We start from the raw sequence: 26,924 nt of genomic DNA on the forward strand, positions 1-26,924 counted from the left end.
GGTTCCCCTCTGTTGTGGGCGGGTCAGGTGGTGTGGGGGGTCAGCCGGCCTTGGCCAGTGCGTTGGTTTCCTTGGCGGCCTGCTTCTCGGCGGCGGCCTCCTTGGCCGCGGCGGCCCGGCGCAGCTTGCGCACGGCGCGTAGCTCGTCCTCGTCCAGGCCGCCCCAGACGCCGTGCTCCTCGCCCCTGTTGAGCGCGTCCGTACGGCACCGCATCTGGACGGGGCAGCGGCGGCACAGGCTCTTGGCGTGCTCGACGGCGAGCCTGTCGGTGGGGACCGGGAACCAGACGTCGGGGTGGATGTCGGGGTCCCTGCACACCGCGGCGCTCGCCCAGTGGACGGGCCGGGGCAGGTTGTCCGGCGCCCGGCGGCTGGGAAAGATCGACATCACGCGCCTGCCTCTCGCCCGGACATGTCCGCCCTGGTGTCCGCGGACACGTCCGGACGGGTGTCCGCGCAGGTCAAAGCGCTGGGGGTGCCGGTGTCCGGGAGGTTGTCCGGGCCGGTGTCCGCGCGTGCCCCGGACGTATCCGGGACGTGTCCGGGCGCCGTCCGGCGGGCGGGCCGCCCGGCGCACACCAGGGCGGCGACCGCCCCGGCGAACACCAGCGGCCCCCACAGCGGCACGGTCATGACGACCGGCATCACGGCGTCCAGCACGCGCAGGAGGTCAAACACGGCCGGCCTCCGCCTCCTCGCGCCAGCGCGATACCTGGCGCTCGTAGGTGTCCAGGTGGATGGCGGTGCGTTCGATGCTGATGCCGAGTTCGGCCATGACGAGCGCGGCCAGGCGCGGCTCCTCGCGGTCCTCGCACAGCACCGGCAGCGGTGCCCCAAGGTCGGCCGCGCGGGCGACCGCCACCAGGTCCCGGCCCCGCCACCAGGTGGCGTGCTCCGGGGCCCCGGCGAGGCGCCGGGCGATCTCCAGCAGCTCCCGCCCGGACGCCACCGGCCTGGAGCCGGTGAGCGTGCGGGACGGGCCCCGGTCCTCCACGCGCTCCGCGAGGCTCACGACACCTCCGCCAGGCTCGCGTTGGCGGCGTCACGCATGATCCGGTCCGCCTGGCAGGTCGGCTCCACGCAGTGCGGGAAGTCGCACGTGGGCCGTACCTGGCCCTCCGGCTCCCGCCCGTGGGCGATCTTGAAGGCGACCCGGCCAGCGGTGACGTGCTGGCCGCGCCAGGACAGCACGGGCGTACCGCTCGCGGCGGTCTGCCTCGTCCACTCCCGGTGGCCGCCGTCGACCGGCCGGGACCGCTCCCAGAACACGGCCTCCAGTGATTGCCTGGTCGCCCGCTTGCCGCGCGCGTACGCGGGCAGTTTCAGGTCCCGCCGCACCCGGGCCACCAGGCCCGTGGTGCACTCGTACTCGGCGGCCAGCGCCAGGTCCGACAACTGCCGCGGGTCTCCGTTCTGGAGCGCCCGGGAAACGGCCTCCCAGCTCATGACGGCGCCCCCGTCCCGAGCAGCGCGCCATCGATGGCGGTCGGCCAGTCGGCGTTGTCCACGGCCTTGCGGTGGATCTTGGGCACGTCGCCGATGGGGTGGCGCAGCCAGTCCCGGCCTGCGGCCATCAACACGACGGCGTCCGCGGCGTTGTCGTTGCCGGCGGTCTGCCACTGGGGCCAGCGCCGCACCACCTGTTCCAGCACCACGCCCTTGGCGCCGGTGCCCTTGCCCGTGGCGTAGTGGATGCGCTGGTTGGTCGACATGACCCCGGTGGGGATACCGGCGTCCAGCAGTCGCTCGAACACGCGCCACCACAGCCAGCCGCGCTCATGCGCGCCGCCGGACGCGCGGGACAGGGCCGCGCCCTCGATGACGGCCAGGTCCGGGGTGCCGATCTCGGCCATGACGGCGTCCAGCAGCACGTTCATATGGGCCAGCCGCTCCAGGCGGGGCAGCTTGCTGATGGGGTGCTTCTTGCTCTTGTCCACGTAGCCGATCACCCGGCACCACCCCTCGGAGGAGGCCAGGCCGGTGCCGGACAGGCTGGTGTCCACGCCGACCACCCGAGGCCCGTCAACGGGCCGGACCTCGGGGGTGTGCTCGTGGATCGTCTGCACGCCGTGGTTCATGCCTGCTCACCCCCGGCCAGGGCGACGTCCTCGGCGCGCAGGGCCACCGTCTCCTCCGGGGCCGCGCTCGCGACCGCGGCCGGGACCGGCTCCGAGACGCGGATACGGGTCAGCACCAGGTCGTCCGGGTCGGTGGCGTGGCAGTTGGCGTCCGCGTCCAGCCACACCCCGGGCAGCTCCTCCGCCGTCAGGCCGGTGGCCTCCGTCAGGTGTTCCAGGAGCACCGGCACCGGCCGGCTGCTGTCCCACGCGCCCACGACCACCTGGGCCAGCCGGGCCGTCTTGTCGACGGCCACGACCTCCACGCAGGCCGGGAGCCGCAGGTCACTGCGCGCGTCCAGGTAGACCTGGCCCAGCTCGCTGATGCTCCACTCCCCGTCATCGGTGTCCTGGGCGAACCCTCCGACGCGCAGCAGGCCGAGCGCCTGGCGGTCCTCGACGACCTCGCCCTGCGCGAGGGCGCGCAGCACGACCTCCACGCATGCGGGCAGCGGGCATTCCGTGGCCCGTACGGTCGCGCGCAGCCGCTCCGACCGCCAGGCGGCGGTGCCTCTCACCAGCGGCGAGGAGCACGGGCAGCCGTACACGTGGATGCGGTACTCCGGGCGCACGCAGGCGTAGCACTGTCCGGTGCGGGCCGCGCCGCGCTGGCACAACTCCGCGAAGCAGCACGGGCAGTTGGGGCACTGCTCACTTGCGGGCCACTGGAACGCGGGCCCCTGCGTTGGGATCTCAAGAGTCATGGTCACTGGTTGCCGTCCGTTTCGAGCCCGCAGCCCCAGCACTTGCGCTGGCCGTCAGCCGTGACGGCGTGCGCGCGGGTGGAGCGCTCGCGGGTGCAGTAGTGGTATTCGGCGGCGTCGACCTCACCGGCCGCGTGCATCGCGGCCAGCGGGTCGGCGCGGTGTTCTGCAAGGGCCGCCGCGGTGGCGGCCGGGACCATCGGCCAGTCCAGGCGCACGTCCAGGGCCTCCAGCTCCCGGCCCGGCGTACGGGCCAGGAAGTCCCGGAAGCTGGCGTTCTGCTCGTTCGCCCACTTCACCTGGGCTTCGTGCAGCTGAGCCAACGTCTTGCGCTGCAACCACGGGTGCCGCCTGGCGATCCGGTACACCAGGTCACAAGCGGCGATGGCGTCCACCTGCGAGTCATGGGCCGGACCGGCGAGCGTCGCGCACCAGTGGGTGCACAGGTCTTCCAGCCGCCGCCGTCCCCGGCGGTAGCGGTCCACCTGCTTGTCCAGGACGCGCGGGTCCAGGACGTACGGGGTGACCCGCTCGGCGAGCGGCCTCACGCCCAGGCGCCGGGCCGCTCGGTCAAGGAGGGTCAGGTCGAACGGGGCGTTCATGACCACCAGGGGGTAGCCCTGCTCCACCCCGTCGACCACCGCGGCGATGATGTCCGCGACCACGCCGTCAGGCGGCGCGCCCTGCTCCATCGCCGCGGCGGTGCTCCAGCCGTGCACGGCCTCCGCCCCGGCCGGGATCTCGAACTCAGGCTTGGCGATCCACGAGCGGGCGGCAGTCGGCCGACCGCCGCCCCAGCGGGCAACGGCAGCCGTGACGACGCAGTCCTCCTCCGGGTCCGTGCCGGACGTTTCGAGATCCAGGCCCAGGAACGGGCGACCGTGCCAGCCCATCAGCCCACCCGGCCCTTACGGCCACCGCGCTGCTTCTTGCCCTGGTAGACGCGGCCCTGCTTGGACCGCTTCACCGGCAGGGCCGCCGTCTCCTGGCTGCCCTCGGCCGCGCGGTGCGCCCGCTCGGCCTCCGCCAGCAGGGCGGCCCGCTCCGGGTCCGGCGCGTGCACGATCTGCACGTCACCGCGCTCGCCGGCGTTGTCCGCCTCCACCAGCGCCACCAGCTCCGCCGAGGTGGGCACCGACGCGAACAGCGCCTTCACCGCGCTCTTGAGCATCATGTGGTCGAAGTCGCGGTGCCAGAAGGAGTCTTGACGGCCGTTCTGCTCGGCGAGCTGGTAGGCGTAGCTCCACTCGTCGCGGAGCTGGGCGGCCTTGGACCGGTTGACGAACACCACTTGGGAGCGGGCGCCGTCCGTGGTCCGGATGAACGCGTAGGCGAACAGCGCCTTGCCGCGCTCCTCCTCGTCCAGGTCCGGCCGGATCTTCAGCACGAAGTCGTCCGGCTCCGGGGCGCTGGGCCGCACCTCCCACTCGTCGTTCTCGTGCACCAGGCCGTAGTGCACCGAGGCGACCAGGCCGGACCGGTACATGAGCCGGATGTAGCCCTTATACGTCGGGATGAACACGGCCTTGCTGCCCTGCACCTGGATGACGGCCTCATAGCCGTCCGGAACCAGGCCGAACCGGGCGCAGGTGAGCAGCGCCATGCGCAGGGACGCCGGCGTGCACCCGGCGACCTTGGGCAGCAGGGCGGCCACGGCGGCCTGGAACGCCTCGTATGGCACGTGCTTGGGCAGGGACGCGGCGAACTTGTCGCCGTGCTTGTCCAGGTAGGCCTGGACGGCGTCCACCTGGGCAGGGGTGGCCTCCCCCACCGGGGGCTCCACAGCCGGGACGGTGTCCTGTTCGGGGGCGGGGCGCCCGCCGCCAGTAGCGGCGAGCACCCGAGCCATCAGCGTCTCGGTCAAGGTCAGATCTCCTTGGAAGGCACGCGCAGCACACGGGCGCGGAACGAGCGGTAAAGGGCGGGGTGGTCCTTGGCGAGCGCCTTGGTGTCGATGCCGGTCTTCGTCACGGCGTACTTGGCGGCCAACTCGGGGTGGGCCTTGGCGAACTTGGACGGGGCGAAGTTGCCGTTCTGCTTCCAGGTCCACGCGACCTTGCCGCCCGGGGTCTTGACGATCTCCTTCTCACGGGCAGCCAGGCGCATGGTGTTCTCCACCTCGTCCAGGCGGCGCTGGGCCCGCTCGATCGCGGCCTCCAGAGCGGACGCCCGGCGGCGCAGGTTGCGGGCCTGCTCGACGGCCACCTCGGCCACGGCGTCTTCCTTGACGTCCCACAGGTGGGCCAGCAGGTCCGCGGTGCCAGGCAGGCCGTCCGCGTCGGGCTCCTCGCCCTCCACGATGTGGCGCTGCCACCAGTCGCCGGTCCACTGGACGAGGTGGTCGATCAGGTCCTCACGGCGGGGGACCTCGTGCCACCGCAGCTTGTTGCCGCCCACGCACGCGGCGACGTAGCCCTTACGCCAGCCGCCCACGGCCTGGTACCACAGGTTCTGGATCTGCGGCGCGTCCGGGGCCTCGTCCTGCTCCCAGTCGCTTAGCTGCCACTCGGTGCGGTTCTTGCACTCCAGCGGCCCGGCGACCGCGCCGGTGTCCATGTCCAGCGCCAGCCGGTCGACGTTGCCGAGCATCCACGGCCGCTCAGTGTTGGCGTACATGCCGGACGGGACGACCAGCCGGATACCGGTCCGGCGGGAGAACACCCGGGCAATGGGCTCCTCCATCTCCCGGCCGAACTCCATGGCCTCGGTGTCGAAGTCCTTGCCACGGCCGTGCTTGTCCTCGAACACGTGCCACGGCCCCTTGCCCTTGACGAAGCCGAGCAGCACGGCGACGTCGGAGCCGCCCAGGCCGTTGAGGCGGGCATCCAGCCAGCGCCTGCGGTACTCCTGATCCCACATGTCGCCGGTGGGCAGGACCACGTGAGCCTCCGGGGCCAGGTCCACCCCGGGGATGGCGGGCTCGGTCATGATCGCGGTCACTGGACGGTGTCCTCTCGGGTGGTGTGTCGAAGCAGGAAGGCAGCGGCCTCGCGCGGGCCCACCGCGCCAGCGCCGCGGCGGTTGTCGAGCCAGCGGCGGACCAGGGCGGCCTCCTCGGCGTGGCCCTTGGCGGCGAGCAGGTCGACGGCCCAGGAGGCGTGGATGTAGCCGCCGCGTTCGGCGGAGGCGGTCACCAGCAGGCGGGCGGCCTCGGGCAGTTCCTCGGGCACCTCGGCGGGCGGGGTGATGCCGTGGACGTAGCGCACCCACAGGCGGCGGCCGTCGTCCCCCAGGGACCGGTATGCCTCGAAGGTGCCGGCCGGGGCGTACGCGCCGAGGAAGGCGCCGCGGATTTGGTTGGCCATGGTCCGGGCCGTCTCAGCGATCCGGTACAGGCCTACCTCCTGCCACTGGCCCGGAGCGGCCTTGGCGGCCTCCGCGATGGGCCCGTGCTTGGCGATCGGTTCGTACTCGCGGTGAAGACCCATCAGCGCCTCACCAGCCCTTGCGGGTCTGGGGCTTGATGCCCTCGGCGAGCGCCTGTCGGGTGGCGGCCTGCGACGGGTGGCCGAACAGGACCGCGCACAGGCGGCAGTCCTCGCCCGGGCACTGGCCGCTGTCCCCCGGCGGGGTGTGGGCCGCGCGGTACGCGGCGTACGCGGCGGGGGTCAACAGGACCAGGGCCACCAGGGCGGCGAAGATGATTTCGGGGGTCACTGGGCACCTCCCTGGTGGTGGGTGCGGGCGCTAAGGTTGCGCGTCATGGGTTGGACCTCGATTCAGCGGATTGAGGTACGGCCTGGGTTGGCGGGGCTGTCTGGACCGGGCCTGGTCCTTGCGGCCCCGCCGCCTCACACGGGGGCGACGGCCCGGCGTCCACCGCGCGCCCCGGCGGGCTTGGCGGTGAAGTACGCGGGCGTGGCCGGTTGTTCGGCGGGGGTGGGCGCGGCCTGGTCGGCTCGCGCGTCGAGCACTTCACGGGCCTGAGTGGGCATCGTCGTGTTCATGGCCTGGATCAGCCGCAGGTCGCAGTGGCAGAAGACGGCCGGGTTCTGGCCGAACTTCTGGTGCGGCAGCTTGCTGATGTTGTCCCGGAGCCAATCGGCCTTGATCTTGAGAGCGGCGGCGGCCTCCTCGTAGTCGAGGTTCCGCACCTCCGTGCACACGCAGTGCCTGCGCGTCCAGGCGGTCATCCGGCCGCCTCCGCTCCGGTCTCGGCGGGCGCCGGGGCGTCCTCCATGACCAGTTCGTCCAGCGGGATGCCGTACGCGTCCTTGATGGCGAGCAGCGTCCCCAGGGACGGCTTGGTCTGCCCGGCCATCAGCCGGGACACGGTGGACTGCTTGACCTTGAGCCGCTTGGCGATCTGGGCGTGCGTCTTGTCGCCGACCTGCTCGGCCCGGTCCTGGACCGCTTTGCCGTGCAGCGTGGCCATATACGCACCTCCTCACGTCTTGCATGCGTGCAAATCTTGCAGGCATGCATGCACCGTAACCGTCTGCATGCATGCGTGCAAGATAGAAGACGATCACGTCGCCGTGTTTTTTTCGCAAAGGGCAGCGAGGGGTTACGCCTCCCACCAGCAGGGATGGACCGAATGGCCCCTCACCTGGGATCATGCACGCATGCAAGCACTTCCAGGCCGCATGCATGCGCGCTACTCTCGCCAGCATGCGGAGTATGGACAACACACCAGAGCCCACTGAGGAGCCATCCGGTGGCCCCCGGGCCACGGCCAGAGATTTCGGCAACCTCATCCGGAAGCTAGCCGTCGAGGCCGGCTACGACCTGGCTCCCAAGGGCGGCGGCAGGATCCGCCTCGCCCGGGACACAGGCATGAGCGAGTCCGCCGTGGGGCGCATGCTCAACGGCCAGACCCTGCCCATGCCCAACCAGTTCGAGAACCTGTCCCGAGTCCTCCACACCGACGTGCGCAACCTTCTGGTCGCGGCAGGAGTCATCTCCCGCGAGGCATGGCCAGAAGGGGTCATTCCGGATGTACGCTCTTCAACCTCGCAGCCACCGCAGTCACCCGAGGCATACGCGGACTCATGGGGCATCACGGACCCCGTAATTCGCCAGACATTGGTGGGCGCCATTGAGCTGGCGATCAGGCTGCAACGGGCGCAAGTCACGGAGCATTCGACGGCGCAATCGGGGGCGCCGTAGCAAGGGGGACACATGCCGGGAAGGGCAACCATCGCGTCAATCAGCGGACTGGCGGCCGGCATTGCGGCCACCATCCTGATTACAGGCGATGACCTCAGGAGCGACGCCCACCAGACCCTGCTGATGCTGGCGTTCGGGGTCGCCGTGATGGCGGGCGTGGCGGTCATCGCCATGTCGGTGCTGAAGAAGTGGTTGGAGTCCATCACTCAACGCACCCGCCGGGACGCCGAGCAAGTCGCCATCGAGCGAAGCACCTTCATCGAAGCAAGCGAGCAGCGCGCCAAGGAGCTGAACGCACGAGAAAGGCGGCTGAACAAACGGGCAGAACAGGTCAGCGCATACGTCTTGAGCATGGCCCGTCGTCTGGACGAGGCACTCACCAGAAACACCCACCTCGAGCGACAGCTTGCCGAAGTGCAAGCCGCCTACCAGGAGCTGGCGGAGGACCACAACAAGCTGATCCGCGAGACGCTCCAGGAGCGAGCGGACCGCTTCGGCCGGCGCACGAGCGCCCGGAAGGCGGCCGCCCCGTGCGCGCCAACCCCGGCGTCCCCGGAGGCCACCCCTGTGCGAGCCCGTGCAGCCGCGCAGGTCGGCCCCTACTCGGTGGCGCCGACCCCGCTCCGTCACGTCCCCACCCCTGCTGCCCGGCTGGCCGACACTCCGCAGCATGACCGCCCCGTTGAGGGCGTGGGCGGCGGCCAGGCGTAACCCCTGCGCCAGCCAGCAGTAGGGCCCCAGCGAGCCGACGCGCTGGGGCCCTTTCGCGTAACGGGGTCAGGAGACGGGCTGCCGCTCCCCCGCACCCCGCTCCGGATGGAAGCCGCACGTACGGACCGCGTCCGCCTGCGCCACGGCATAGGCCGCCAGGACGGCCTCCTGGTCCAGGCCCCAGGCCCGAGCCTCCGTCAACGCCTCGCGGCCCGACCGCCACTGGGTGACCGAGTGGGACGCCTCCTCGGTGTAGGCATCCTCGAACTCCCACACCCACTGACTGGCCGGCTGGTGCACGCTCGCGTTGGGCGAGCACTCCCGGCCGTCCACGCCGTACAGGGCCGGGCCCACGGACCACACGAACGCCCGCGCGGGCAGCTCCTGGCGTACGGCCTTGAGCCCGTTGTCGTGGCCGATCTGCCCGCCGGTGGAGCGGATCCACCAGTCAGCGCTCATCTTCTCCACCCGTACGGCGCCGCCGCGCTCCCGCGCCCAGCGCTCCGCCAACTCCTCGGCGTGCTCCGGCAGCCAGAACCCGACCAGGTGCATGCCGACGTGCGCGACGTACAGCGACCTGCCGGGGTCAGCTACGGGGGTGCGCGCCTCGTGCTCCTCGTTCGCGGGGTCCCCGGCCGGGGCGGAGTCGATCCCGAGCGCGCGGTCAATCGTCGCCAGCGCGCCCTCGTGGGCCTCCCGCAGCAGGTGGCCGTACCGGTCGGACGTGGTCTTGATGCTCTCGTGGCCCAGGCGCCGCTTGACGTACTCCATGCTGTGCCGGTCCGACAGCAGCGCGGCCACGTGGGAGTGCCGCAGGTCATGGAACGTCGGGTACTTGTGGTCAGGCAGCAGACCGCGCTCCTTGGCCTCGGTGACGGCCTCCACCCACCGGTCATAGAACGTGGAGTACACCAGGCGCTCGCCGTGGCCGTTGTGAAAGATCAGGTCGTCCTTGGCCATGCCCGCCAGGCCGTGGCCCAGCAGCTCCTGCCACAGGCCCGCGCTGATGTCGACGACGCGGCGGGACGCCTTGCTCTTGGGCGTGCCCAGGTAGGCGCCCGGCTGCGGGTGCGTCTTGGGCCGGCGCTTCCAGGCCCGGGCCACCGCCAGCTCGAAGATGCCGGGGGACGGGTTGCGGGCGTGCCGCTTGGCCAGGGCCGTGATCTCACCCCAGCGCATGCCGGTGCCGTAGGCCACGCGGACCAGCACCTGGTCCTCCGGCCGCTTGAAACAGGAGACGAGGCCGGCGACCTCGTCCGGGGTCATGAACTCCATGTCCTCGGTGCGCTCGTCGTCCAGCGCGCCCTCGTCGTCCGTGCGCGGCAGCCGGATGCCCTTGCAGGGGTTGCGCTGCCGCAACGGGGGCTCCTCGTTCACCGCCTCGTTCATGATCGAGGACAGCAGGCCGTGCACGTTCTTGAGCGTCTTGGGGGACATCAGCTTGCGCTTGGAGCCGCGCCACACGAACGTCTGGGCCATCTTGTTGACCCAGGCCGCCACCGTCGCCCGGCTGAAGTGCTCGGTGCTCCGTACGTCGCAGTTGCCGAACGTAGGCACCAGGTACTGCTCCAGCTCCCGCCGGCAGTCCTGTCGGTAGCGCTCCTCCACGCCGGTCTTGCGCTCAATACAAGCCAGGGCGTAGTCGCGGAAGATGAACCGCTCCTCCACCCCGGCGGAGGGGTCGATGTACCCCTGGCCCTTGACCCACCCGGGCGGCCACTGCTGGCCGTTGTCGTCCACGGCCTGGCGGAACACCTCCGCCGCCTGGTGGCCCTCCTCGTCGCCCTCGAACCGCTCGCTCTGCCAAGCCCCGTCCCTGGCACCCCCCAGGCGCCAACGAACGCGGTAACTCGTGACAGAGCCGTCCTTGCCCGTCATGGATTTCACGTACGCCATGCAGGGCAGAGTAGGGCAGCGTGCGCCAGTCGTGCGCCAGTTATGGAAATGGAGAACGACCCCTAGGGGTCGTTTCCGCTGGTCAGGCGGTTAAATCCGCGAGTGCCCGGAACCGGACTTGAACCGGCACGCCCGCGAAGGGGCAGCGAGGTTTAAGCTCGCCGTGTCTGCATTCCACCATCCGGGCAGGTCATGGGCTCCGCGTTTGAGGTTCCGAGCCTATCGGGACGCATCCCCCGAACAGCGGACGGGCGGACCGATGTTGTCTTATTTTATTGAGGTCTGAGGGTGCATCAGACCATGGAACAGGCCATCCGCACTTGCCAATAGCCTTACGCGGGGCACCCGGCCGCGCATGCGGAATGACGGAATTTCACCGTCCGAACGAGGACGCTCCACCTGTTCTCCGCGCACGCCCCGAATCAGGGGCCGCCGTCATCCCCAGGTATGACTCCGGGCCGCCTGGTCCGTCCGAAGTCTGCCTTCGGAACCAGAACTGCGACTGACTACACGGCGGGCTCCGGCCACCACGATGGAAGACGTCCTTCAACGATGTCGTCCCGCTAGGAGTTCCATCCCGTGACCACCACACCCGTCGCCGGCCGGACCACGACCGTGGCCGCACGCGCCACGGAGCTGTCGAAGATCTACGGACAGGGCGAGACCCAGGTGGTCGCCCTGGACCGGGTCACCGTCGAGTTCCGGCAGGCCGAGTTCACCGCGATCATGGGCCCCTCCGGCTCCGGCAAGTCCACCCTGATGCACTGCGTGGCCGGACTCGACACCTTCTCCTCCGGTTCGGTCCGCATCGGCGAGACCGAGCTGGGCTCGCTGAAGGACAAGCAGCTCACCAAGCTGCGGCGGGACAAGATCGGCTTCATCTTCCAGGCGTTCAACCTGCTGCCGACGCTGACCGCCCTGGAGAACATCACCCTCCCGATGGACATCGCGGGCCGCAAGCCGGACAGGCAGTGGCTGGATTCGGTCATCCAGATGGTCGGACTCCGGGACCGTCTGAGCCACCGTCCCGCCCAGCTCTCCGGCGGCCAGCAGCAGCGCGTCGCCGTGGCCCGGGCGCTCGCCTCCAAGCCCGACATCATCTTCGGCGACGAGCCGACCGGAAACCTCGACTCCCGCTCCGGCGCCGAGGTGCTGGGCTTCCTGCGCAACTCCGTACGGGAGTTGGGGCAGACCGTGGTCATGGTGACCCACGACCCGGTGGCCGCGGCCTACGCGGACCGGGTGGTCTTCCTCGCGGACGGCCGGATCGTCGACGAGATGTACAAGCCCACGGCCGACAACGTGCTTGATTTCATGAAGCAGTTCGACGCGAAGGGCCGCACCAGCTGATGTTCCGCACCGCCCTGCGCAACGTCCTCGCGCACAAGGCCAGACTGCTGATGACCGTGCTCGCCGTGATGCTCGGCGTGGCCTTCGTGTCCGGCACCCTCGTCTTCACCAACACCATCTCCGAGGCCTACCAGAAGAGTTCGGCCAAGGGCTTCGATCAGGTCGACGTCGCCGTCACCTCCAAGTGGGAGGAGGACAAGGGCAACACGATCGGCAAGCGCCACGAGCTCACCCAGTCGCTGCTCGAGAAGAGCGCCGAGGTCCCGGGGGCCTCGAACGCCATCGGTGTCGTCAGCGGCTTCACCGCCATCGCCGACAAGGACGGCAAGCTCGTCGGCGGCGGCTTCCAGTCGCAGGGCGGCAACTACTACGGCACCAAGGACCCCCGGTACCCGCTGGCCGAGGGCGCGGCCCCGCACGGCGCGAACCAGGTCGCGATCGACTCGGAGACCGCGAAGCGGGCCGGTTACAAGGTCGGCGACACCGTCCGCATCTCGGTCGACGGCCCGGTGCTCAAGCCGGTCGTCACCGGCATCTTCACCACCGACGACGGCAATGTCGCGGCCGGCGGCAGCCTCGCGCTGTTCGACACGGCCACCGCCCAGAAGCTGTTCGGCAAGCCGGGGACGTACGACGAGATCGACGTGAAGGCGGCCTCCGGAACCTCCCAGACCGCGCTGAAGGCGGCCCTGGACAAGGCGCTCCCCGCGGACCTGGTGGAGACCGAGACCGGCAGGGAACTCGCGGACCAGCAGGCCGAGATGATCTCGGCCTCGATGTCCGGGCTCAAGCAGGGCCTGCTGGTCTTCGCGGGCATCGCGCTGTTCGTCGGCACCTTCATCATCGCCAACACCTTCACCATGCTGGTCGCCCAGCGCACCAGGGAGCTCGCGCTGCTGCGGGCGGTCGGCGCGTCCCGTCGGCAGGTCACGCGGTCGGTGCTGATCGAGGCGTTCGTGGTCGGTCTGGTGGCCGCCGTGACGGGTCTCGTGGCCGGTATCGGCATCGGGGCCGGGCTCAAGTCGCTGATGGGCGCGCTCGGCGCGACCGTCCCGGACGGGCCGCTCATCGTCACGCCGGGCACGGTCGGCGCGGCCCTCGCGGTCGGCGTCCTGATCACCATGCTGGCGGCCTGGCTGCCGGGCCGCAGGGCGGCGAAGATCCCGCCGGTCGCGGCGATGAGCAGCGTGCACGCCAAGGCGACCACCAAGTCGCTGGTGCTGCGCAACACGCTGGGCGCGCTGTTCAGCGGGGCGGGCGTGGCGGTGATCCTGGCGGCCACGACGATGGACGGCTCGGACGGCCAGGCCCCCATGGGTCTCGGCGCGGTCCTGCTGATCATCGGTGTCTTCATCCTCACCCCGCTGCTGTCCCGCCCGCTGATCGCGGCCGCGGCCCCGCTGATGCGCGTGTTCGGCATCTCCGGGAAACTGGCCCGGCAGAACTCGGTGCGCAACCCGCGCCGTACGGCCGCGACCGCCTCGGCGCTGATGATCGGGCTCACCCTGATCACCGGGATGACGGTGATGGCGGGCAGCCTCCAGAAGTCGATCGACAAGATGGCGACGGCGGCCGTCAGGGCGGACTACGTCGTCTCCATGGCGAACGGCAACGAGCTCTCCCCGGACGTCGAGAAGAAGCTGGCGAAGGTCGACGGCGTCACCCAGGTCAGCCCGCTGCGCAACGCGGCCTCCCGCATCGACGGCGAGACCGAGTACCTGACCGGCGTGAACGGCTCGGCGATCGGGAAGCTGACCGACCTCAAGGTCGACAACGGCACCTTCAAGGTCGGCGGCACCCAGGTCGTCGTGGACGAGGACAGGGCCAAGTCCTTCGGCTGGAAGGCGGGTTCGACGTTCACCGTCCACTACGAGGACGGCAAGGCGCAGCGGCTCACGGTCGCCGGGGTCTACGAGGGCAACGAGCTGATCAGCGGCATCATGCTGGACACCGCCACGCTCTCCCCGCACCTGACCGACGTCTCCGACATGCAGGTCATGCTGAAGACGTCCGGCGGCGCCTCCGACGCCACCAAGGACAGGCTGGAGAAGGCCCTCGGCTCCAACCCGGCCATCAAGGTCCAGGACAAGAAGGACCTCTCCGACTCCATCGCGCAGATGTTCACGCTGATGCTGAACATGCTCTACGGCCTCCTGGCCATGGCGGTGCTCGTCGCGGTCCTCGGTGTCATCAACACCCTGGCGATGTCGGTGTTCGAGCGTTCCCAAGAGATCGGCATGCTCCGCGCGATCGGCCTGGACCGGGGCGGCATCAAGCGGATGGTCCGTCTGGAGTCCCTGGTCATCTCCCTGTTCGGCGGGGTCCTCGGCATCGGCCTGGGCGTGTTCTTCGGCTGGGCGGCCGGTGAGCTGCTGGGCGCGAAGATGGCGACGTACGAACTCGTCCTGCCCTGGGCCCGCATGGCGGTCTTCCTGCTGCTGGCCGCCACGGTCGGCATCCTCGCCGCCCTGTGGCCGGCCCGCCGCGCGGCCCGCATGAACATGCTGTCGGCCATCAAGGCGGAGTAGGGCTACGGCACCAGGGGCCCGTCGCGAGGGGGCGACGGGCCCCTTCTTCATGTCTCCCTGAGCGGAAGCGGTCCGCGGCGCCTCTCCCCGTCTCAGTTCCAGGTGCGGGCCCGCAGCGGCATTCCGGAGATGCCGGATTCGGGGGTGCGGACGGCGAGGACCTGGTTGACGCCGAGGTGGTTGCGTTCGAAGCCGAGGGCGCAGGCGGCCATGTAGAGACGCCAGACCCGGGCCCGGCCCGGGCCGGTGAGCCGGACCGCCCGCTCCCACCGCGCCTCCAGATTGGCGACCCAGCGGCGCAGGGTGAGCGCGTAGTGCTCCCGGATCGACTCGACGTCCCGCACCTCGAACCCGGCCCGCTCCAGCTGGGTGACCGTGGTGCCCACGGGGGCGAGCTCGCCGTCGGGGAAGACGTAGGCGTCGATGAACTCGTCGAGGTCGTACGCCGATTCGTCGGGCATCGGGCGCCGGGCGATCTGGTGGTTGAGCAGCCGCCCGCCGGGCGCCAGCAGCCGGTACAGGTCCTGGGCGTACTCCAGGTACTTCTCCGACCCCACGTGCTCGGCCATGCCGATGGAGGAGATCGCGTCGTACGGCCCGTCGGTCACGTCCCGGTAGTCCTGGACGCGGATCTCGACCCGGTCGGTCAGCCCGGCGTCCGCGACCCGCTTGCGGGCGTAGGCCGCCTGCTCGTGCGAGAGGGTGATGCCGACGACGCTCACGCCGTACTCGCGGGCGGCGTGAATCGCCATGGAGCCCCAGCCGCAGCCGACGTCGAGGAGCCGCTGCCCGGGCCGGAGCGCGAGCTTGCGGCAGACGAGGTCGAGCTTGTCGTGCTGGGCCTGCTCCAGGGTGCTGTCCGGGTCCGGCCAGTAGGCGCAGGAGTACACCATCGACGGACCGAGGACGATCTCGTAGAAGCCGTTGCCGACGTCGTAGTGGTGGCTGATGGCGCGCTTGTCGCTGCGCCGGGTGTGCAGATGGCCCCGGGCGCGGCGGATCTCCTCGCGGGGCGGGGCCGGGGGCAGCGGGAGTCCGCCGAGCCGGACCAGTCCGAGCAGCGCGGCGCGGGTCCGTGCGTCGCGCAGGACCCGGACGGCGGAGCGGGTGTTTTCACGCTCCCAGACCAGTCCGGAGAGCAGACCGAGGGCGCCGTAGAAGTCGCCCTCGATGTCGAGGTCCCCGGCGACCCAGGCGCGGGCCAGGCCCAGCTCGCCCGGCTTCCACAGCAGCCGGCGTACGGCACGGCGGTTGCGGACGACCAGGGTGGGCGCGCCGGGCGGTCCCGCCTGTGAGCCGTCCCAGGCCCGGATCCGCACCGGCAGCCCGGCACCCAGCAACTGTTCGAGCAGACTCTTCAGCCGCAGTGCGGCATCCGCCATGATCCACACCTCCGTGACGAGGATCCCGGATTTGTCCACCTGGGTAAACAACCGAAGGGTCATGATCAGTCCCGGAAAACCCCGAAAGGCCCCCTGCACCACGGATGGCAGGGGGCCCTTCGGTTCGTACGGCGACCGGAGAGGTCAGGAGGCCTTCGCCTCGGTCTTCTTCGGCTCGGCGGCCGGGACCGGACGCGCGGCCTCGTAGAACTCCTCGCGCGGGTTCTCCATGGCGCCGAGGGAGACGACCTCGCGCTTGAGGAACATGCCGAGGGTCCAGTCGGCGAAGACGCGGATCTTGCGGTTCCAGGTCGGCATGGCCAGACCGTGGTAGCCGCGGTGCATGTACCAGGCGAGACGACCCTTGAGCTTGATCTTCATCTTGCCCATGACGATCATCGCGACGCCCTTGTGCAGGCCGAGCCCCGCGACAGCACCCTTGTTGGAGTGGCTGTACTCCTTCTGCGGGAAGCCCCGCAAGCCGGAGATCACGTTGTCGCCGAGGACCCTGGCCTGGCGCAGCGCGTGCTGGGCGTTCGGCGGGCACCAGGCGTTCTCGACGCCGGCCTTGCGGGCGGCGACGTCCGGGACCTGGGCGTTGTCGCCGGCGGCCCAGATGTAGTCGGTGCCCTGGACCTGGAGGGTCGGGGCGGTGTCCACGTGGCCGCGCGGGCCCAGCGGGAGGCCGTAGCGGGCGAGGACCGGGTTGGGCTTGACGCCCGCGGTCCACACGATGGTGCTGGAGTCGACCTCGAGGCCGTTCTTCAGGACCACGTGGCCGTCGACGCAGGAGTCCATCGAGGTGGAGAGGTAGATCTCCACACCGCGGCTCTCCAGGTGCTCCTTGCCGTACTGGCCGAGCTTGGGACCGACCTCGGGAAGGATCTTGTCGGCGGCGTCGACGAGGATGAACCGCATGTCCTCGCGGGAGACGTTGGTGTAGTACTTGGCCGCGTCGCGGGCCATGTCCTCGACCTCGCCGATGGTCTCCGCACCCGCGAAGCCACCGCCGATGAAGACGAAGGTGAGCGCCTTGCGGCGGATCTCCTCGTCGGTCGTGGAGTCGGCCTTGTCGAGCTGCTCAAGCACGTGGTTGCGCAGGCCGATGGCCTCCTCGATGCCCTTCATGCCGATGCCCTGCTCGGCGAGGCCGGGGATCGGGAAGGTGCGGGAGACCGCGCCGAGCGCGATCACCAGGTAGTCGAAAGGCAGCTCGTACGCCTCGCCCACCAGCGGGGCGATCGTGGCGACCTTGCGGTCCTGGTCGATGGTGGTGACCCGGCCGGTGAGAACCTCCGCCTTCGGCAGCACGCGTCGCAGCGGGACGACGACGTGGCGCGGGGAGATGTTGCCGGCGGCGGTTTCGGGGAGGAAGGGCTGGTAGGTCATGTACGACCGGGGGTCGACGACCGTGACGGTCGCCTCGCCGTAGCGCATCTTCTTGAGGATGCGCCGAGCTGCGTACAGGCCTACGTACCCACCGCCTACTACGAGGATCCTGGGACGCTCCGTGGTGCTCATGCCATCGAGTATCCACCCGCCCCAGGGGGGTCGCTCGTGCGCCCCTTCACAAGCTCTTGCAGAGGGTGTGCTATCCTCCGCGACCCGCGTGATCCAGGTCATGGCGAAGAACGGGAACCACGGTATAGGGATCACCGTTGTCAATGCCGCGTGAGCTGCCTCTCCGTACCTCGGACCGCCCTGTGAGCCCCCTTCGCGAGCCCCTCACGCACCCCTCGCCCGAGGCCCGCATCTCCCCCTTTTGAACATGTTCACACGGGTGTTGGGCCCCCGTAAGGGCCAACCGGGCCCCATTCGTCGCTCGACGGGGCCCAATTCCTTGTGAAGAACTTCACGAACTTTCTCGGCGGCACGTCAAAGAGGGGCCCCGAAGGGCCCCTCGAACGTGCTCATCCGTTGTTCTACCTGCTCAGCAGAGGTGCCCGGCGCGGCCTAGGCGACCGACCAGGCGATGCCGTCGAGGATGTCGTGCTCGCTGACGACGACCTCCTCGGCACCGATCCGCTCCATGATCGCGAGGAGGACCAGGGCCCCCGCGCCGATGACGTCCACCCGCCCCGGATGCATGGAGGGAACGGCCGCGCGTTCGGCGTGGGTGGAGCGCAGCAGCCACTCGGTGATCTCGCGGACCCGGCCGTGGGAGACCCGGGAGTGGTGGATGGCCTCGGAGTCGTACTCGGGCAGCTCCTGGGCGATCGCCGACACGGTGGTGACGGACCCGGCGAGCCCCACCAGGGTGCGGGCCTCACGCAGCGGCACGGTCCGCTCGGCGAGGTCGAGGGCGGCCTCGATGTCGGCGCGCATGGCGGTGATCTGCGCGGCGGTCGGCGGGTCGCTGACGGCCCCGTCCTGGACGAGGTGCCGCTCGGTCATCCGCACACAGCCCACGTCCACGGAGCGTGCGGCGCGCACATGGTCGTCGCCGACCACGAACTCCGTCGAGCCGCCGCCGATGTCGACCACGAGATACGGCTTGGCCAGGTGGTCGCTGCCGGTGAGCTCCTTGGTCGCCCCGGTGAAGGAGAACTCGGCCTCCTGGTCCCCGGAGATGACCTCGGGCTCCACGCCGAGGATGTCGAGGACGCCCCGGACGAAGTCGTCCCGGTTCTCCGCGTCCCGGGAGGCGGAGGTGGCGACGAACCGCAGCCGCTCGGCGCCGTGCTCCTTGATGACCGCCGCGTACTCCCGGCACGCGGCGAAGGTCCGCTCCAGGGCCTCGGGCGCGAGCCGCCCGGTCCGGTCGACTCCCTGGCCCAGCCGCACGATCGTCATACGGCGGTCCAGATCGACGAGTTCACCGGTCTCCGGGTCGCAGTCGGCGACGAGGAGGCGAATGGAGTTCGTACCGCAGTCGATGGCGGCGACCCGGGTCACTTGGTGTCCTCCTGCTGCTCGGGGAGGGTCACGCAGGCGCCCTTGCGCCACCACTCCGGGAGCATCGCGATCGCCTCGTCGCCCAGCGGGTTGACGCCCGGGCCGGCGGCCAGCGAGTGGCCGACCAGGACGTGCAGGCACTTCACCCGGTCCGGCATACCGCCCGCGCTCGGGAAGCCCTCCAGCACCTCGATGGCGTCACGGCGGGCGAGATAGTCCTCGTGCGCGGCCCGGTACGCCTTCGCCAGCTCCGGGTCGGTCTGCAGCCGCTCCGTCATCTCCTTCATGACGCCGTTCGCCTCCAGCGTGCCGATCGCCGAGGCGGCGCGCGGGCACGTCAGGTAGTACGTCGTCGGGAAGGGCGTGCCGTCGGGGAGGCGAGGGGCCGTCTCCACCACGTCCGGCTGTCCGCAGGGGCAGCGGTGCGCGATCGCGCGCAGTCCGCGCGGCGGCCGCCCGAGCTGCTGCTTGAAGGCCTCGACGTCGGCGTCGGTCGGCTCGGTGCGCGGGGTGGTCGGCGGGGGCGTTTCCATGCCTGTCTTTCTCTAGGTCTCACGGTCTCATCGGTCGGAGGCGTCGGACTTGTCGACGCCGTCCCAGACGTTGGAGTACCAGGGGCGGTCGGCCACCCCGAGATCGGTGCGGGACTGCTTGGCCGCGTTCGGGTCGACGACGATGAAGCCCGTCTCCCCCGGCAGCACGTAGTGCAGCCGCTGCCGGATCTGCTGCTCCGCGTACGCGTCGTCCTGCCAGCGTGCCTTGAGGTCGCGCAGCTTCTCGACCCGCTCGGCGGCCTGTGCCTTCTCCCGCTGGAGATCGGAGATCTCGGCGCGCTGGGAGACGTACTGCCTTATCGGGTACGCCAGCGCCACCACCAGGGTGCACACCACGAGGGCGAGCAGCGCGGCCCGGCCGGTGAGCCGGGAGCGGCGGGCCTGGCGTTTGGTCTGGGAGCGGTAGACCCGGGCCGCGGTCTGCTCGCCGAGCAGCTTGATCCTGGTCACGGTGGAGAAACGGTCCCGGTCCTTCACGGCCATCGGCTCTCCGCCTCCCCTTCTACGTGCGTACGTCCCCGCACACGGTACGGGACCGGTACGGGGACGTACGTACGACTGGCTAAGGCTTAGCCCCTTAAGGGTCAGCCCTTGAAGCGCGGGAAGGCGCTGCGGCCGGCGTAGACCGCGGCGTCGTCGAGGATCTCCTCGATGCGCAGCAGCTGGTTGTACTTGGCGACGCGCTCGGAGCGGGCCGGGGCGCCGGTCTTGATCTGGCCGCAGTTGGTGGCGACGGCCAGGTCGGCGATGGTGACGTCCTCGGTCTCGCCGGAGCGGTGGGACATCATGCACTTGAAGCCGCTGCGCTGGGCGAGCTCCACGGCGTCCAGGGTCTCGGTGAGCGAGCCGATCTGGTTCACCTTGACGAGGAGCGCGTTGGCGGCGCCGTCCTCGATGCCGCGGGCCAGGCGCTCCGGGTTGGTGACGAACAGGTCGTCGCCGACGATCTGGACCTTGTCGCCCAGCTTGTCGGTGAGGACCTTCCAGCCGGCCCAGTCGTCCTCGAACAGCGGGTCCTCGATGGAGACGAGCGGGTAGGCCGCCACGAGCTCCTCGTAGTACTCCGTCATCTCGGCGGCGGAGCGCTCCTTGCCCTCGAACTGGTACTTGCCGTCCTTGTAGAACTCGGAGGCGGCGACGTCGAGCGCGAGGGCGACCTGCTCGCCGGGGATGTAACCGGCTTCCTTGATCGCCTCGAGGATGAGGTCGAGGGCGGCGCGGTTGGACTCGAGGTTCGGGGCGAAGCCGCCCTCGTCGCCGAGGCCGGTGGACAGACCCTTGCTCTTCAGGACCTTCTTGAGGGTGTGGTAGACCTCGGTGCCCCAGCGCAGCGCCTCGGAGAAGGACTCCGCGCCGATCGGGGCGATCATGAACTCCTGGATGTCCACGTTGGAGTCGGCGTGCGAGCCGCCGTTCAGGATGTTCATCATCGGAACGGGCAGCAGGTGCGCGTTCGGGCCGCCCAGGTAGCGGAAGAGCGGCAGGTCGCTGGCCTCGGAGGCGGCGTGGGCGACGGCGAGGGAGACGCCGAGGATGGCGTTGGCGCCGAGCGAGCCCTTGTTGTCGGTGGCGTCCAGGTCGAACATCGCCTGGTCGATCAGGCGCTGCTCGGTGGCGTCGTAGCCGACGAGCTCCGGGCCGATCTGCTCGATGACGGCGAGGACGGCCTTCTCGACACCCTTGCCCTGGTAGCGGTTCGGGTCACCGTCGCGGAGCTCGATGGCCTCGAAGGCACCGGTGGAGGCGCCGGAGGGGACGGCGGCACGACCGGTGCTGCCGTCGTCGAGGCCGACCTCGACCTCGACGGTGGGGTTGCCTCGCGAGTCGAGGATTTCCCTGGCTACGACGACGTCGATGGACGGCACGAGCATCTCCTTCTTGGATCTGACGCTGGTTGTGCGGGGCCGCGTGGGCCTTGCGCCTAGAGCCTAACCGGCTCCGGGGTATCGGCCACTGTGTGGACCGACCTGTGGACGAAACCGAGAGTAAATTGTTTCTGAACTGAACAAAGACCGCCGTGCAAGCGCGCGCAAAAAACCCCGCCCCGGTGCGTACGGGGGAACACGCACCGGAGCGGGGAGCCCGTGGGGACGGGGGGGTGGCCCTCACGAGGCCTTCAGTATGAGGACCACGGCTGTGAGGGCGCTGTGGTTCAGCTGGGTCCTTACTTCAGGTGCAGCTGCTGGCCGGGGTAGATGAAGTCGGCATCGGTGATGATGTCCTTGTTCAGCTTGAACAGCTTCTGCCAGCCGCCCTTGACCTTGTGCTTCTCGGCGATCGAGCTGAGGGTGTCACCCTTGACGACCTTGTACTCGCCGTCGCCCTTCTTGACCTTCTTGCCGGTCGGGGTGGTGACGGTCTTCTTGGCCGCCGGGCGGTCGGTGGAGCGGGAGGCGCTCTGCTCGTCGGTGGAACGGCTGCTGGAGCCCGAGTTCGAGGAGCCGGCGGACGAGCTGGTGCCGCCGTTGTAGGCGGCGCTGGACAGGCCCGTGCCGCAGACCGGCCAGGCACCCTTGCCCTGGGAGGCGAGGACCTTCTCGGCGACGGCTATCTGCTGCGCCTTGCTGGCCTGGTTGGCCTGCGCGGCGTACTGCGTGCCGCCGTACGCGGCCCAGGTGGAGGCGGAGAACTGGAGACCGCCGTAGTAGCCGTTGCCGGTGTTGATGGACCAGTTGCCGCCGGACTCGCACTGGGCGACGGCGTCCCACTCGGAGGCGGTGGCGGCGGAGGCGTTGCCGGCCGCCATCAGCGGGGCGGCGATGGCGACACCGGTGACGCCGGCGAGCGCGGCGGCGCGGGTGGCCTTGGACGGACGACGGTGCTTGCCCTTGCCGGAAAACAGCATGGTGGATCCCCTCACCGACGCCTGCGAGGTGAGCTGTCGGGTTCGGGCCGGTTGAGTTGCCCGGTCGCGCACCCTGCGGTGCGCGGCTTCACCCCAAGCCGGTCCAGCGTGAACTGCTGGGCCCGGCGCTTACCTTGGGTCCCCCGCTCCTGCCTACGGCGCTTGACGCGACGACTGTTCCCGTACGGCCGCTGGCAGGATTCGGCGTTGCGACAGACGGGGCTCGGGTTGCCGAGCGGTGACGACGGTAGACACGCGCTCGGCGGAATTTCAAAGACGATCAGGGCTTCTGAGACTCATCCCACACTTTCACCAAAGTGGACATTCGGTGCGAAGCGTGACGTGAACTGCCGCTGTTTTTCAGGCCTTTTCGGCCCTATTCAGCCCCTGTGTCGAGCGTCTGACCGGCGGAGATGTTGCTCGGGTCGGCGCCGATGCGGTCCTTGTTCTCGGCGTAGAGGGCGCGCCATCCACCGTCGAGACCAAGGGAGTCGGCGATGGAGGCGAGGGAGTCGCCTTCCTGGACGGTGTAGGTGCGAGCGGCGTGACGGCCACCGGAGGGAGCCGCGGAGGGCGTCGCGCTCTTCGTCGTGACCTCCTCGACACTGTCGCCGCGGTGCTTGCCGGAGCCGAGGGCACCGACGTCGACGAGGGCCGAAGAACCGCCCTCCTGCCACGACTTGTCCGCTTCATCCTCTTCTGCGCTCACCACGGGCGAACCGTCGGAAGGCTGCGCGCTCTCCTTGACCGAGGCTTCTGGCCCCTTGGGGGCGGATTTGCCCGACTTGGATGCGCTTTCGTCACCGTTGGACGGAGTGGCCGACGGCGAGGGCGTCGCGGCCGAACCGTCCAGCGCGTCGAGCAGGCCGGGAGAGTCCTCGGTCTCCGACGAGTCGGCGGAACCGGACGAGTTGGACGAGCCGGATGATTCCGACGATCCGGACGCCGACGGCGAGGGCGTTCCGCTCCCCACGCCGGTGTCGACGCCGGCCGAGCTCGAGTCCTTGCTGAGTCCGGAGAGCAGACCGCAGGTCGGCCAGGCGGCGATGCCCTGGTCCGCGAGGAGCTTCTCGGCCACGGCTATCTGCTGGTTGCGACTCGCCAGGTCGGCGGTCTTGGCGTACTCGAGACCGCCGTACTTCTCCCAGTTCTCCTGGGACATCTGGAGGCCGCCGTAGTAGCCGTTGCCGTCGTTGGCGCTCCAGGAGCCACCGCTCTCGCACTCCGCCACCCGGTCCCAGGTGGTGCCGGTCGCGGCACTCGCCCCGCTCGCCGCGAGCAGGGGGATCGCGATGGCGGATCCTGTCACGCCGGCCGCCACGAGCAGGGCCGGAGCCTGACGGGGGCGACGGTGACGACCGTTCCCGGAGAGCATGGAGGGACCTTTCCCGAGACAGCAGAGCCCGCGCGGCAAGTGGTTCAGGCCACCGCGCTGGTCCGTGAACGTATAGGGGTTCGATCACTTGTCACAAGTTAATGCCGCGTAGATCACGTGAAGATCACAGAGTTGAGAGCGCGTCATGTTTAACCGGCCCTCCTACGGGGTTCAGTGGACTCGTCGGTCGATTACCGGACGGGTGTGAACTCCACGGGCAAAGTACGCAGTCCACGCATGATGAGCCCGCCACGCCAGCGCAAATCGGCTGAATCCACCGCGAGTTGCAGATCGGGGAGACGGGTCAGAAGCGTGGCGAGCGCGGTCTGGCCCTCCAGCCGGGCGAGCGGGGCGCCGAGGCAGTAGTGGATGCTGTGTCCGTAACCGAGGTGCTGATTGTCACGGCGGGACAGATCGAGCACATCGGGGTCGGCGAACCGCTCCGGATCCCGGTCCGCCGCGGCGAGCACCACGAGCACGGGGTCGCCGGCCGCGATGTCCTGACCGCCGATGCGCAGGGGCCCGGTGGCGAACCGCCAGGTGGCGAGCTCGACCGGCCCGTCGTAGCGCAGCAGTTCCTCCACCCCCGTCTCCAGGAGGTCGCTTCGGCCGTCGGCGAGGGACCGCTGGAGCCGCTCGCGCTGCTCGGGGTGGGTGAGCAGGGCGTAGGTGCCGTTGCCGATGAGGTTGACGGTGGTCTCGAAGCCGGCGAACAGCAGGATGAAGGCCATCGCCGCGGCCTCGTTCTCGGTGAGGTGCTCGCCGTGGTCGGAGGCCCGGATGAGCCCCGAGATGAGGTCCTCACCGGGGGTGGGCTCGGCGGGCAGCGCTTCCCGCTTGCGGTGGATGAGCTCGGCGAGATACCCGCGCATCTTCTTCACGGACCGCGCGACCCCGCCCCGCGGCCCTCCCCCGTGACGGATCATCATGCCCGCCCAGTCCCGGAAGTCGTCCTGGTCCTCACGGGGGACGCCGAGGAGGTCGCAGATCGCGTAGATGGGGAGCGGGAAGGCGAAGTCGTGGATGAGGTCGGCGGAGCCGGTCGCCGCGAACCGGTCGATGAGATGGTCCGTCAACTCCTGCACCCGGGGCGCGAACTCGGCGACCCTCCTCGGCGTGAACGCCTTGCTGACGAGCCGTCGGAGCCTGGTGTGGTCCGGCGGGTCGATGTTCAGCAGATGCGTCATCAGCTCCGCCTTGCGCTCGCCGGGGATACCGGTCTTCCCCTTGGCGTGCTCCGGCTCGTCATGATGCGCCGGGTTCTTGCTGAGCCGCTGATCGGCGAGCGCCTGCTTGGCGTCGCCGTACCGGGTGACCAGCCAGGCCTCCACACCGCTGGGCAACCGGGTCCGGTGCACGGGGGCGTGCTCCCGGAGCCAGGCGTAGGCGGGGTAGGGGTCGGTGGCGAACTCCCAGGTGAAGAGGTCAGGGGTGGGAGTGGGGGTGGGGGTGGCGGTGGGCTGGTCGGTCACTCCTTGACCGTAGCCGGGTTTTCGGGGGGTCTGCTCCGGTCTCCTTCTCCTACGGCTCCATGACCGTGCCGTCGCTTCCAACCGCCCGCCCGGCATCCCCGGGGGCGTCGCTCAGGTCTGCTTCCCCGTCTCCGACTTCGTGTCCGTCTCCGTCCGGCGGATCGCGTCCCGGTAGGCGCGGGCGGCTGCTCGCAGGGCTGCCTCCGGGTCTGTTCCGTCGGCCTCCGCGCGGGCGGCCAGGGCGAGGAGTTCGTAGCCGATGCCCTCGCCCGCGGGCAGGGGGACCTCCAGTCCCGCCGTCCGCACGCGTGACGCCAGCTTCGCCGCGAGGGCCAGGCCGGGCTGGCCGAGGGGGACGCCTTCGGTCACCGAGGTGCGCTGCTTCTCTATCGCCTTGGTGCGCAGCCAGTGCGCCTTGACCTCCTCGGGGGTGGTGGCCGTCTCGTCGCCGAAGACATGCGGGTGGCGGTGGATGAGCTTGGCGACGATCCCGCCGGCCACGTCGTCGATGGAGAAGGGGGTGTCCGGGTCGTCCTCCGCGATACGGGAGTGGAAGATCACCTGGAGCAGGACGTCACCGAGTTCCTCGCGCAGTTCGTCGCGGTCGCCCTCCTCGATCGCCTCGACGAGTTCGTACGCCTCCTCGATCCCGTACTTCGCCAGGCCCTTGTGGGTCTGCTGGGAGGACCACGGGCACTCCGCGCGGATCCGGTCCATGACCTGCACGAGGTCGAGGAGCCGGGCGCCGGGCAGGTCGTACGAGGCGGGGAGCAGCTCCAGCTCGGGCATCTGCACACGTCCGGAACCGGCCAGCCGGGCCAGGCCGTCCGTGAGGGCCGGCTCGCCCTCTCCGGTGGCCACGACGACCACCGTGTTCCCGCCCGCGCACACGCCCACCAGCTCCTCGGCCGTCGGCGCCGCCTCGTCCACGCGTATCCCCGCCTCCCGCAGATACGGCAGCTGGGGATGCGCCCCGTCCGCGCAGAGAACACGGTCGGCCGCGTGCAGCGCCTGCCAGGCGGGCCAGGAGAGCAGGCCGGGGGCGACGCGGTGGCTGGTGGTGAGCAGGACGATACGGCCGGGGACGGAGGCCGTGTCGGGGGCGGGCGCCCTGTCGGCGGCGGGCGCCGTATTGAGGGCCTGGTCGTGCTGGTCGTCCTGGTCGGGGGCGGGCTCGAAGCCGGTTGCGTTCACGATTCGAAGCTAACGCACACCGCCGACGGGGAGATCGGGTTGTCCACAGGGCGGGGGTGACGATGCGATCGTATGATCTTCGTCCGGGCGCTTCACCCCGCGGTGATGCGCCCTGCCTCCCCTACGCCGTCTGCTCGCTGCCCGCCCCGGTGACCTCCCGCACCCACGGCGTCTTCGCGTCCGCCCGGGCGCTCTTCTGGGCGTCCCACGTGCCGTAGCGCGGGTTGAGGTCGACGTCGAGTTCCTTGGAGGCCTTGGTCAGGGCGCCCCAGAAGGCGGGATCGCTGGTGTCGGTGCCGAGCTTCGCCGCGAGCTTCTGGGCCTCCAGCTGGAGGCGGAGGCTCTCGTCGAGGCGTTCGGGCGCGATGCCGTACTGCTGGAGCCACGCCGTCTCCAGGCCCTTCGACCCACCGGCCTGCTCCTCCAGACCGGCGCGCAGTTGCTGGACCTCCTTGCGGGTCACGCTCACGTGCGCGTCCTCGGCGGCCCGGTGCAGCACCCGGTCGAGGACCATGCCGTGCAGGACGTCGCGGGCGAGGGTGCCGGTCTTGGCGATGGCCTGCGCGTACTGCGTCTCGTCCGTGACGGCCGCCCGCTGGGCGTCGCGCACCTCGGTGACCCGGTTCTCCAGCTGCGCGACGGTGATCCGCTGGCCGCCGACGACGGCCGCCGCGCCGGGATGCGCGTCGTTTCCGCAGGCGGTGAGGAGGGGTGCCGCGCAGGCGAGGGCGGCGGAGAGGACTAGCGCGGTGCGACGACGGCGGTGCAAGGAAGCCTCCCGAGGAGATTGTG

Annotated in this window: 29 protein-coding genes, 1 tRNA gene and 1 riboswitch; of the genes, 4 read left to right on the forward strand and 26 right to left on the reverse strand. The window is 70.2% G+C overall.

The genetic code is table 11. The features are described 5' to 3' along the window. Positions 1-40: 40 nt before the first annotated feature. From AC2XR2_RS18335 to AC2XR2_RS18395, 13 genes are all read right to left on the reverse strand, one after another. Entirely contained in the window at positions 41-388 is a 348-nt protein-coding gene (locus AC2XR2_RS18335; protein WP_491515667.1) for a WhiB family transcriptional regulator, read from the reverse strand. Beyond that, positions 388-678: a hypothetical protein gene (locus AC2XR2_RS18340; RefSeq protein WP_491515668.1), complete on the reverse strand. Its 291-nt coding sequence runs from the start codon at positions 676-678 to the stop codon at positions 388-390. Before AC2XR2_RS18340 ends, AC2XR2_RS18335 begins: the two co-directional genes overlap by 1 nt. Then, positions 671-1,012: a hypothetical protein gene (locus AC2XR2_RS18345; RefSeq protein WP_491515669.1), complete on the reverse strand. Its 342-nt coding sequence runs from the start codon at positions 1,010-1,012 to the stop codon at positions 671-673. Before AC2XR2_RS18345 ends, AC2XR2_RS18340 begins: the two co-directional genes overlap by 8 nt. After that, a complete protein-coding gene (locus AC2XR2_RS18350) occupies positions 1,009-1,446 on the reverse strand; it encodes a hypothetical protein (protein WP_491515670.1) in 438 nt (145 codons plus the stop codon). Before AC2XR2_RS18350 ends, AC2XR2_RS18345 begins: the two co-directional genes overlap by 4 nt. After that, complete coding sequence (locus AC2XR2_RS18355) at positions 1,443-2,078, reverse strand: hypothetical protein (RefSeq protein ID WP_491515671.1); 636 nt, start codon at positions 2,076-2,078, stop codon at positions 1,443-1,445. Before AC2XR2_RS18355 ends, AC2XR2_RS18350 begins: the two co-directional genes overlap by 4 nt. Next, complete coding sequence (locus tag AC2XR2_RS18360) at positions 2,075-2,821, reverse strand: hypothetical protein (protein WP_491515672.1); 747 nt, start codon at positions 2,819-2,821, stop codon at positions 2,075-2,077. Before AC2XR2_RS18360 ends, AC2XR2_RS18355 begins: the two co-directional genes overlap by 4 nt. A gap of 2 nt (positions 2,822-2,823) precedes the next feature. Continuing rightward, complete coding sequence (locus tag AC2XR2_RS18365) at positions 2,824-3,714, reverse strand: exonuclease domain-containing protein (protein ID WP_491515673.1); 891 nt, start codon at positions 3,712-3,714, stop codon at positions 2,824-2,826. Continuing rightward, a complete protein-coding gene (locus AC2XR2_RS18370) occupies positions 3,714-4,685 on the reverse strand; it encodes a recombinase RecT (RefSeq protein WP_491515674.1) in 972 nt (323 codons plus the stop codon). The genes AC2XR2_RS18365 and AC2XR2_RS18370 overlap by 1 nt, the downstream gene beginning before the upstream one ends. A 2-nt stretch (positions 4,686-4,687) precedes the next feature. Further along, the gene (locus tag AC2XR2_RS18375; protein WP_491515675.1) at positions 4,688-5,761 is read right to left on the reverse strand and encodes a YqaJ viral recombinase family nuclease; all 1,074 of its coding nucleotides are present in this window, start codon (positions 5,759-5,761) and stop codon (positions 4,688-4,690) included. Then, positions 5,758-6,249, reverse strand: coding sequence for a hypothetical protein (locus AC2XR2_RS18380; protein ID WP_491515676.1), 492 nt, complete (start codon positions 6,247-6,249; stop codon positions 5,758-5,760). Before AC2XR2_RS18380 ends, AC2XR2_RS18375 begins: the two co-directional genes overlap by 4 nt. 7 nt (positions 6,250-6,256) lie before the next feature. Then, positions 6,257-6,478 carry a hypothetical protein gene (locus AC2XR2_RS18385; protein WP_491515677.1) on the reverse strand — a complete coding sequence of 74 codons (222 nt, stop codon included), beginning with the start codon at positions 6,476-6,478 and terminating at the stop codon, positions 6,257-6,259. A 134-nt stretch (positions 6,479-6,612) separates the two neighbouring features. After that, a complete protein-coding gene (locus AC2XR2_RS18390) occupies positions 6,613-6,954 on the reverse strand; it encodes a hypothetical protein (RefSeq protein WP_491515678.1) in 342 nt (113 codons plus the stop codon). Further along, positions 6,951-7,196: a helix-turn-helix domain-containing protein gene (locus AC2XR2_RS18395; protein WP_491515679.1), complete on the reverse strand. Its 246-nt coding sequence runs from the start codon at positions 7,194-7,196 to the stop codon at positions 6,951-6,953. Before AC2XR2_RS18395 ends, AC2XR2_RS18390 begins: the two co-directional genes overlap by 4 nt. Before the next feature lie 245 nt (positions 7,197-7,441). On the opposite strand from AC2XR2_RS18395, the gene AC2XR2_RS18400 reads away from it, so the two are divergent. Then, positions 7,442-7,930, forward strand: a complete 489-nt coding sequence (locus tag AC2XR2_RS18400; RefSeq protein ID WP_491515680.1) for a helix-turn-helix domain-containing protein — start codon at positions 7,442-7,444, stop codon at positions 7,928-7,930. 12 nt (positions 7,931-7,942) lie between these two features. After that, the gene (locus AC2XR2_RS18405; protein WP_491515681.1) at positions 7,943-8,641 is read left to right on the forward strand and encodes a hypothetical protein; all 699 of its coding nucleotides are present in this window, start codon (positions 7,943-7,945) and stop codon (positions 8,639-8,641) included. A 66-nt stretch (positions 8,642-8,707) separates the two neighbouring features. Here AC2XR2_RS18405 and AC2XR2_RS18410 read toward each other — a convergent pair whose 3' ends face one another. Further along, positions 8,708-10,537: a tyrosine-type recombinase/integrase gene (locus tag AC2XR2_RS18410; protein WP_491515682.1), complete on the reverse strand. Its 1,830-nt coding sequence runs from the start codon at positions 10,535-10,537 to the stop codon at positions 8,708-8,710. 103 nt (positions 10,538-10,640) lie between these two features. Beyond that, a tRNA-Leu gene (locus AC2XR2_RS18415) sits at positions 10,641-10,724 on the reverse strand. Between the two features lie 392 nt (positions 10,725-11,116). On the opposite strand from AC2XR2_RS18415, the gene AC2XR2_RS18420 reads away from it, so the two are divergent. Both AC2XR2_RS18420 and AC2XR2_RS18425 read left to right on the forward strand, forming a co-directional pair. After that, positions 11,117-11,887, forward strand: coding sequence for an ABC transporter ATP-binding protein (locus AC2XR2_RS18420; RefSeq protein WP_381303826.1), 771 nt, complete (start codon positions 11,117-11,119; stop codon positions 11,885-11,887). Further along, complete coding sequence (locus AC2XR2_RS18425; protein ID WP_491515683.1) at positions 11,887-14,415, forward strand: ABC transporter permease; 2,529 nt, start codon at positions 11,887-11,889, stop codon at positions 14,413-14,415. Before AC2XR2_RS18420 ends, AC2XR2_RS18425 begins: the two co-directional genes overlap by 1 nt. Before the next feature lie 92 nt (positions 14,416-14,507). Here AC2XR2_RS18425 and AC2XR2_RS18430 read toward each other — a convergent pair whose 3' ends face one another. From AC2XR2_RS18430 to AC2XR2_RS18480, 11 genes are all read right to left on the reverse strand, one after another. Next, on the reverse strand, positions 14,508-15,797 hold the full coding sequence (locus tag AC2XR2_RS18430) for a class I SAM-dependent methyltransferase (RefSeq protein WP_491515684.1): 1,290 nt from the start codon (positions 15,795-15,797) through the stop codon (positions 14,508-14,510). 144 nt (positions 15,798-15,941) lie between these two features. Then, positions 15,942-17,318: an NAD(P)/FAD-dependent oxidoreductase gene (locus tag AC2XR2_RS18435; RefSeq protein WP_381303832.1), complete on the reverse strand. Its 1,377-nt coding sequence runs from the start codon at positions 17,316-17,318 to the stop codon at positions 15,942-15,944. Positions 17,319-17,750: 432 nt separating this feature from the next. After that, on the reverse strand, positions 17,751-18,692 hold the full coding sequence (locus AC2XR2_RS18440) for a Ppx/GppA phosphatase family protein (protein ID WP_491515685.1): 942 nt from the start codon (positions 18,690-18,692) through the stop codon (positions 17,751-17,753). Continuing rightward, a complete protein-coding gene (locus AC2XR2_RS18445) occupies positions 18,689-19,225 on the reverse strand; it encodes a DUF501 domain-containing protein (RefSeq protein ID WP_020120832.1) in 537 nt (178 codons plus the stop codon). Before AC2XR2_RS18445 ends, AC2XR2_RS18440 begins: the two co-directional genes overlap by 4 nt. 27 nt (positions 19,226-19,252) lie before the next feature. Then, entirely contained in the window at positions 19,253-19,729 is a 477-nt protein-coding gene (locus AC2XR2_RS18450; protein ID WP_491515686.1) for an FtsB family cell division protein, read from the reverse strand. Positions 19,730-19,830: 101 nt separating this feature from the next. Next, positions 19,831-21,117 carry a phosphopyruvate hydratase gene (gene eno / locus AC2XR2_RS18455; protein WP_381303838.1) on the reverse strand — a complete coding sequence of 429 codons (1,287 nt, stop codon included), beginning with the start codon at positions 21,115-21,117 and terminating at the stop codon, positions 19,831-19,833. A gap of 293 nt (positions 21,118-21,410) precedes the next feature. Then, positions 21,411-22,091 (reverse strand): transglycosylase family protein, encoded by a 681-nt coding sequence (locus AC2XR2_RS18460; protein ID WP_449351177.1) that lies wholly within the window; start codon positions 22,089-22,091, stop codon positions 21,411-21,413. A 3-nt stretch (positions 22,092-22,094) separates the two neighbouring features. Next, a riboswitch (cyclic di-AMP (ydaO/yuaA leader) is annotated at positions 22,095-22,262 on the reverse strand. A gap of 205 nt (positions 22,263-22,467) precedes the next feature. Continuing rightward, entirely contained in the window at positions 22,468-23,466 is a 999-nt protein-coding gene (locus AC2XR2_RS18465) for a transglycosylase family protein (protein WP_491515687.1), read from the reverse strand. Between the two features lie 191 nt (positions 23,467-23,657). Next, complete coding sequence (locus tag AC2XR2_RS18470) at positions 23,658-24,938, reverse strand: cytochrome P450 family protein (protein ID WP_491515688.1); 1,281 nt, start codon at positions 24,936-24,938, stop codon at positions 23,658-23,660. Positions 24,939-25,049: 111 nt separating this feature from the next. Further along, positions 25,050-26,132, reverse strand: a complete 1,083-nt coding sequence (locus tag AC2XR2_RS18475; protein WP_491515689.1) for a nucleoside triphosphate pyrophosphohydrolase — start codon at positions 26,130-26,132, stop codon at positions 25,050-25,052. Between the two features lie 121 nt (positions 26,133-26,253). Next, the gene (locus AC2XR2_RS18480) at positions 26,254-26,901 is read right to left on the reverse strand and encodes a SurA N-terminal domain-containing protein (protein ID WP_381303850.1); all 648 of its coding nucleotides are present in this window, start codon (positions 26,899-26,901) and stop codon (positions 26,254-26,256) included. Positions 26,902-26,924 lie beyond the last annotated feature (23 nt).

This window comes from Streptomyces sp. LS-MS-L19 (assembly GCF_058382285.1).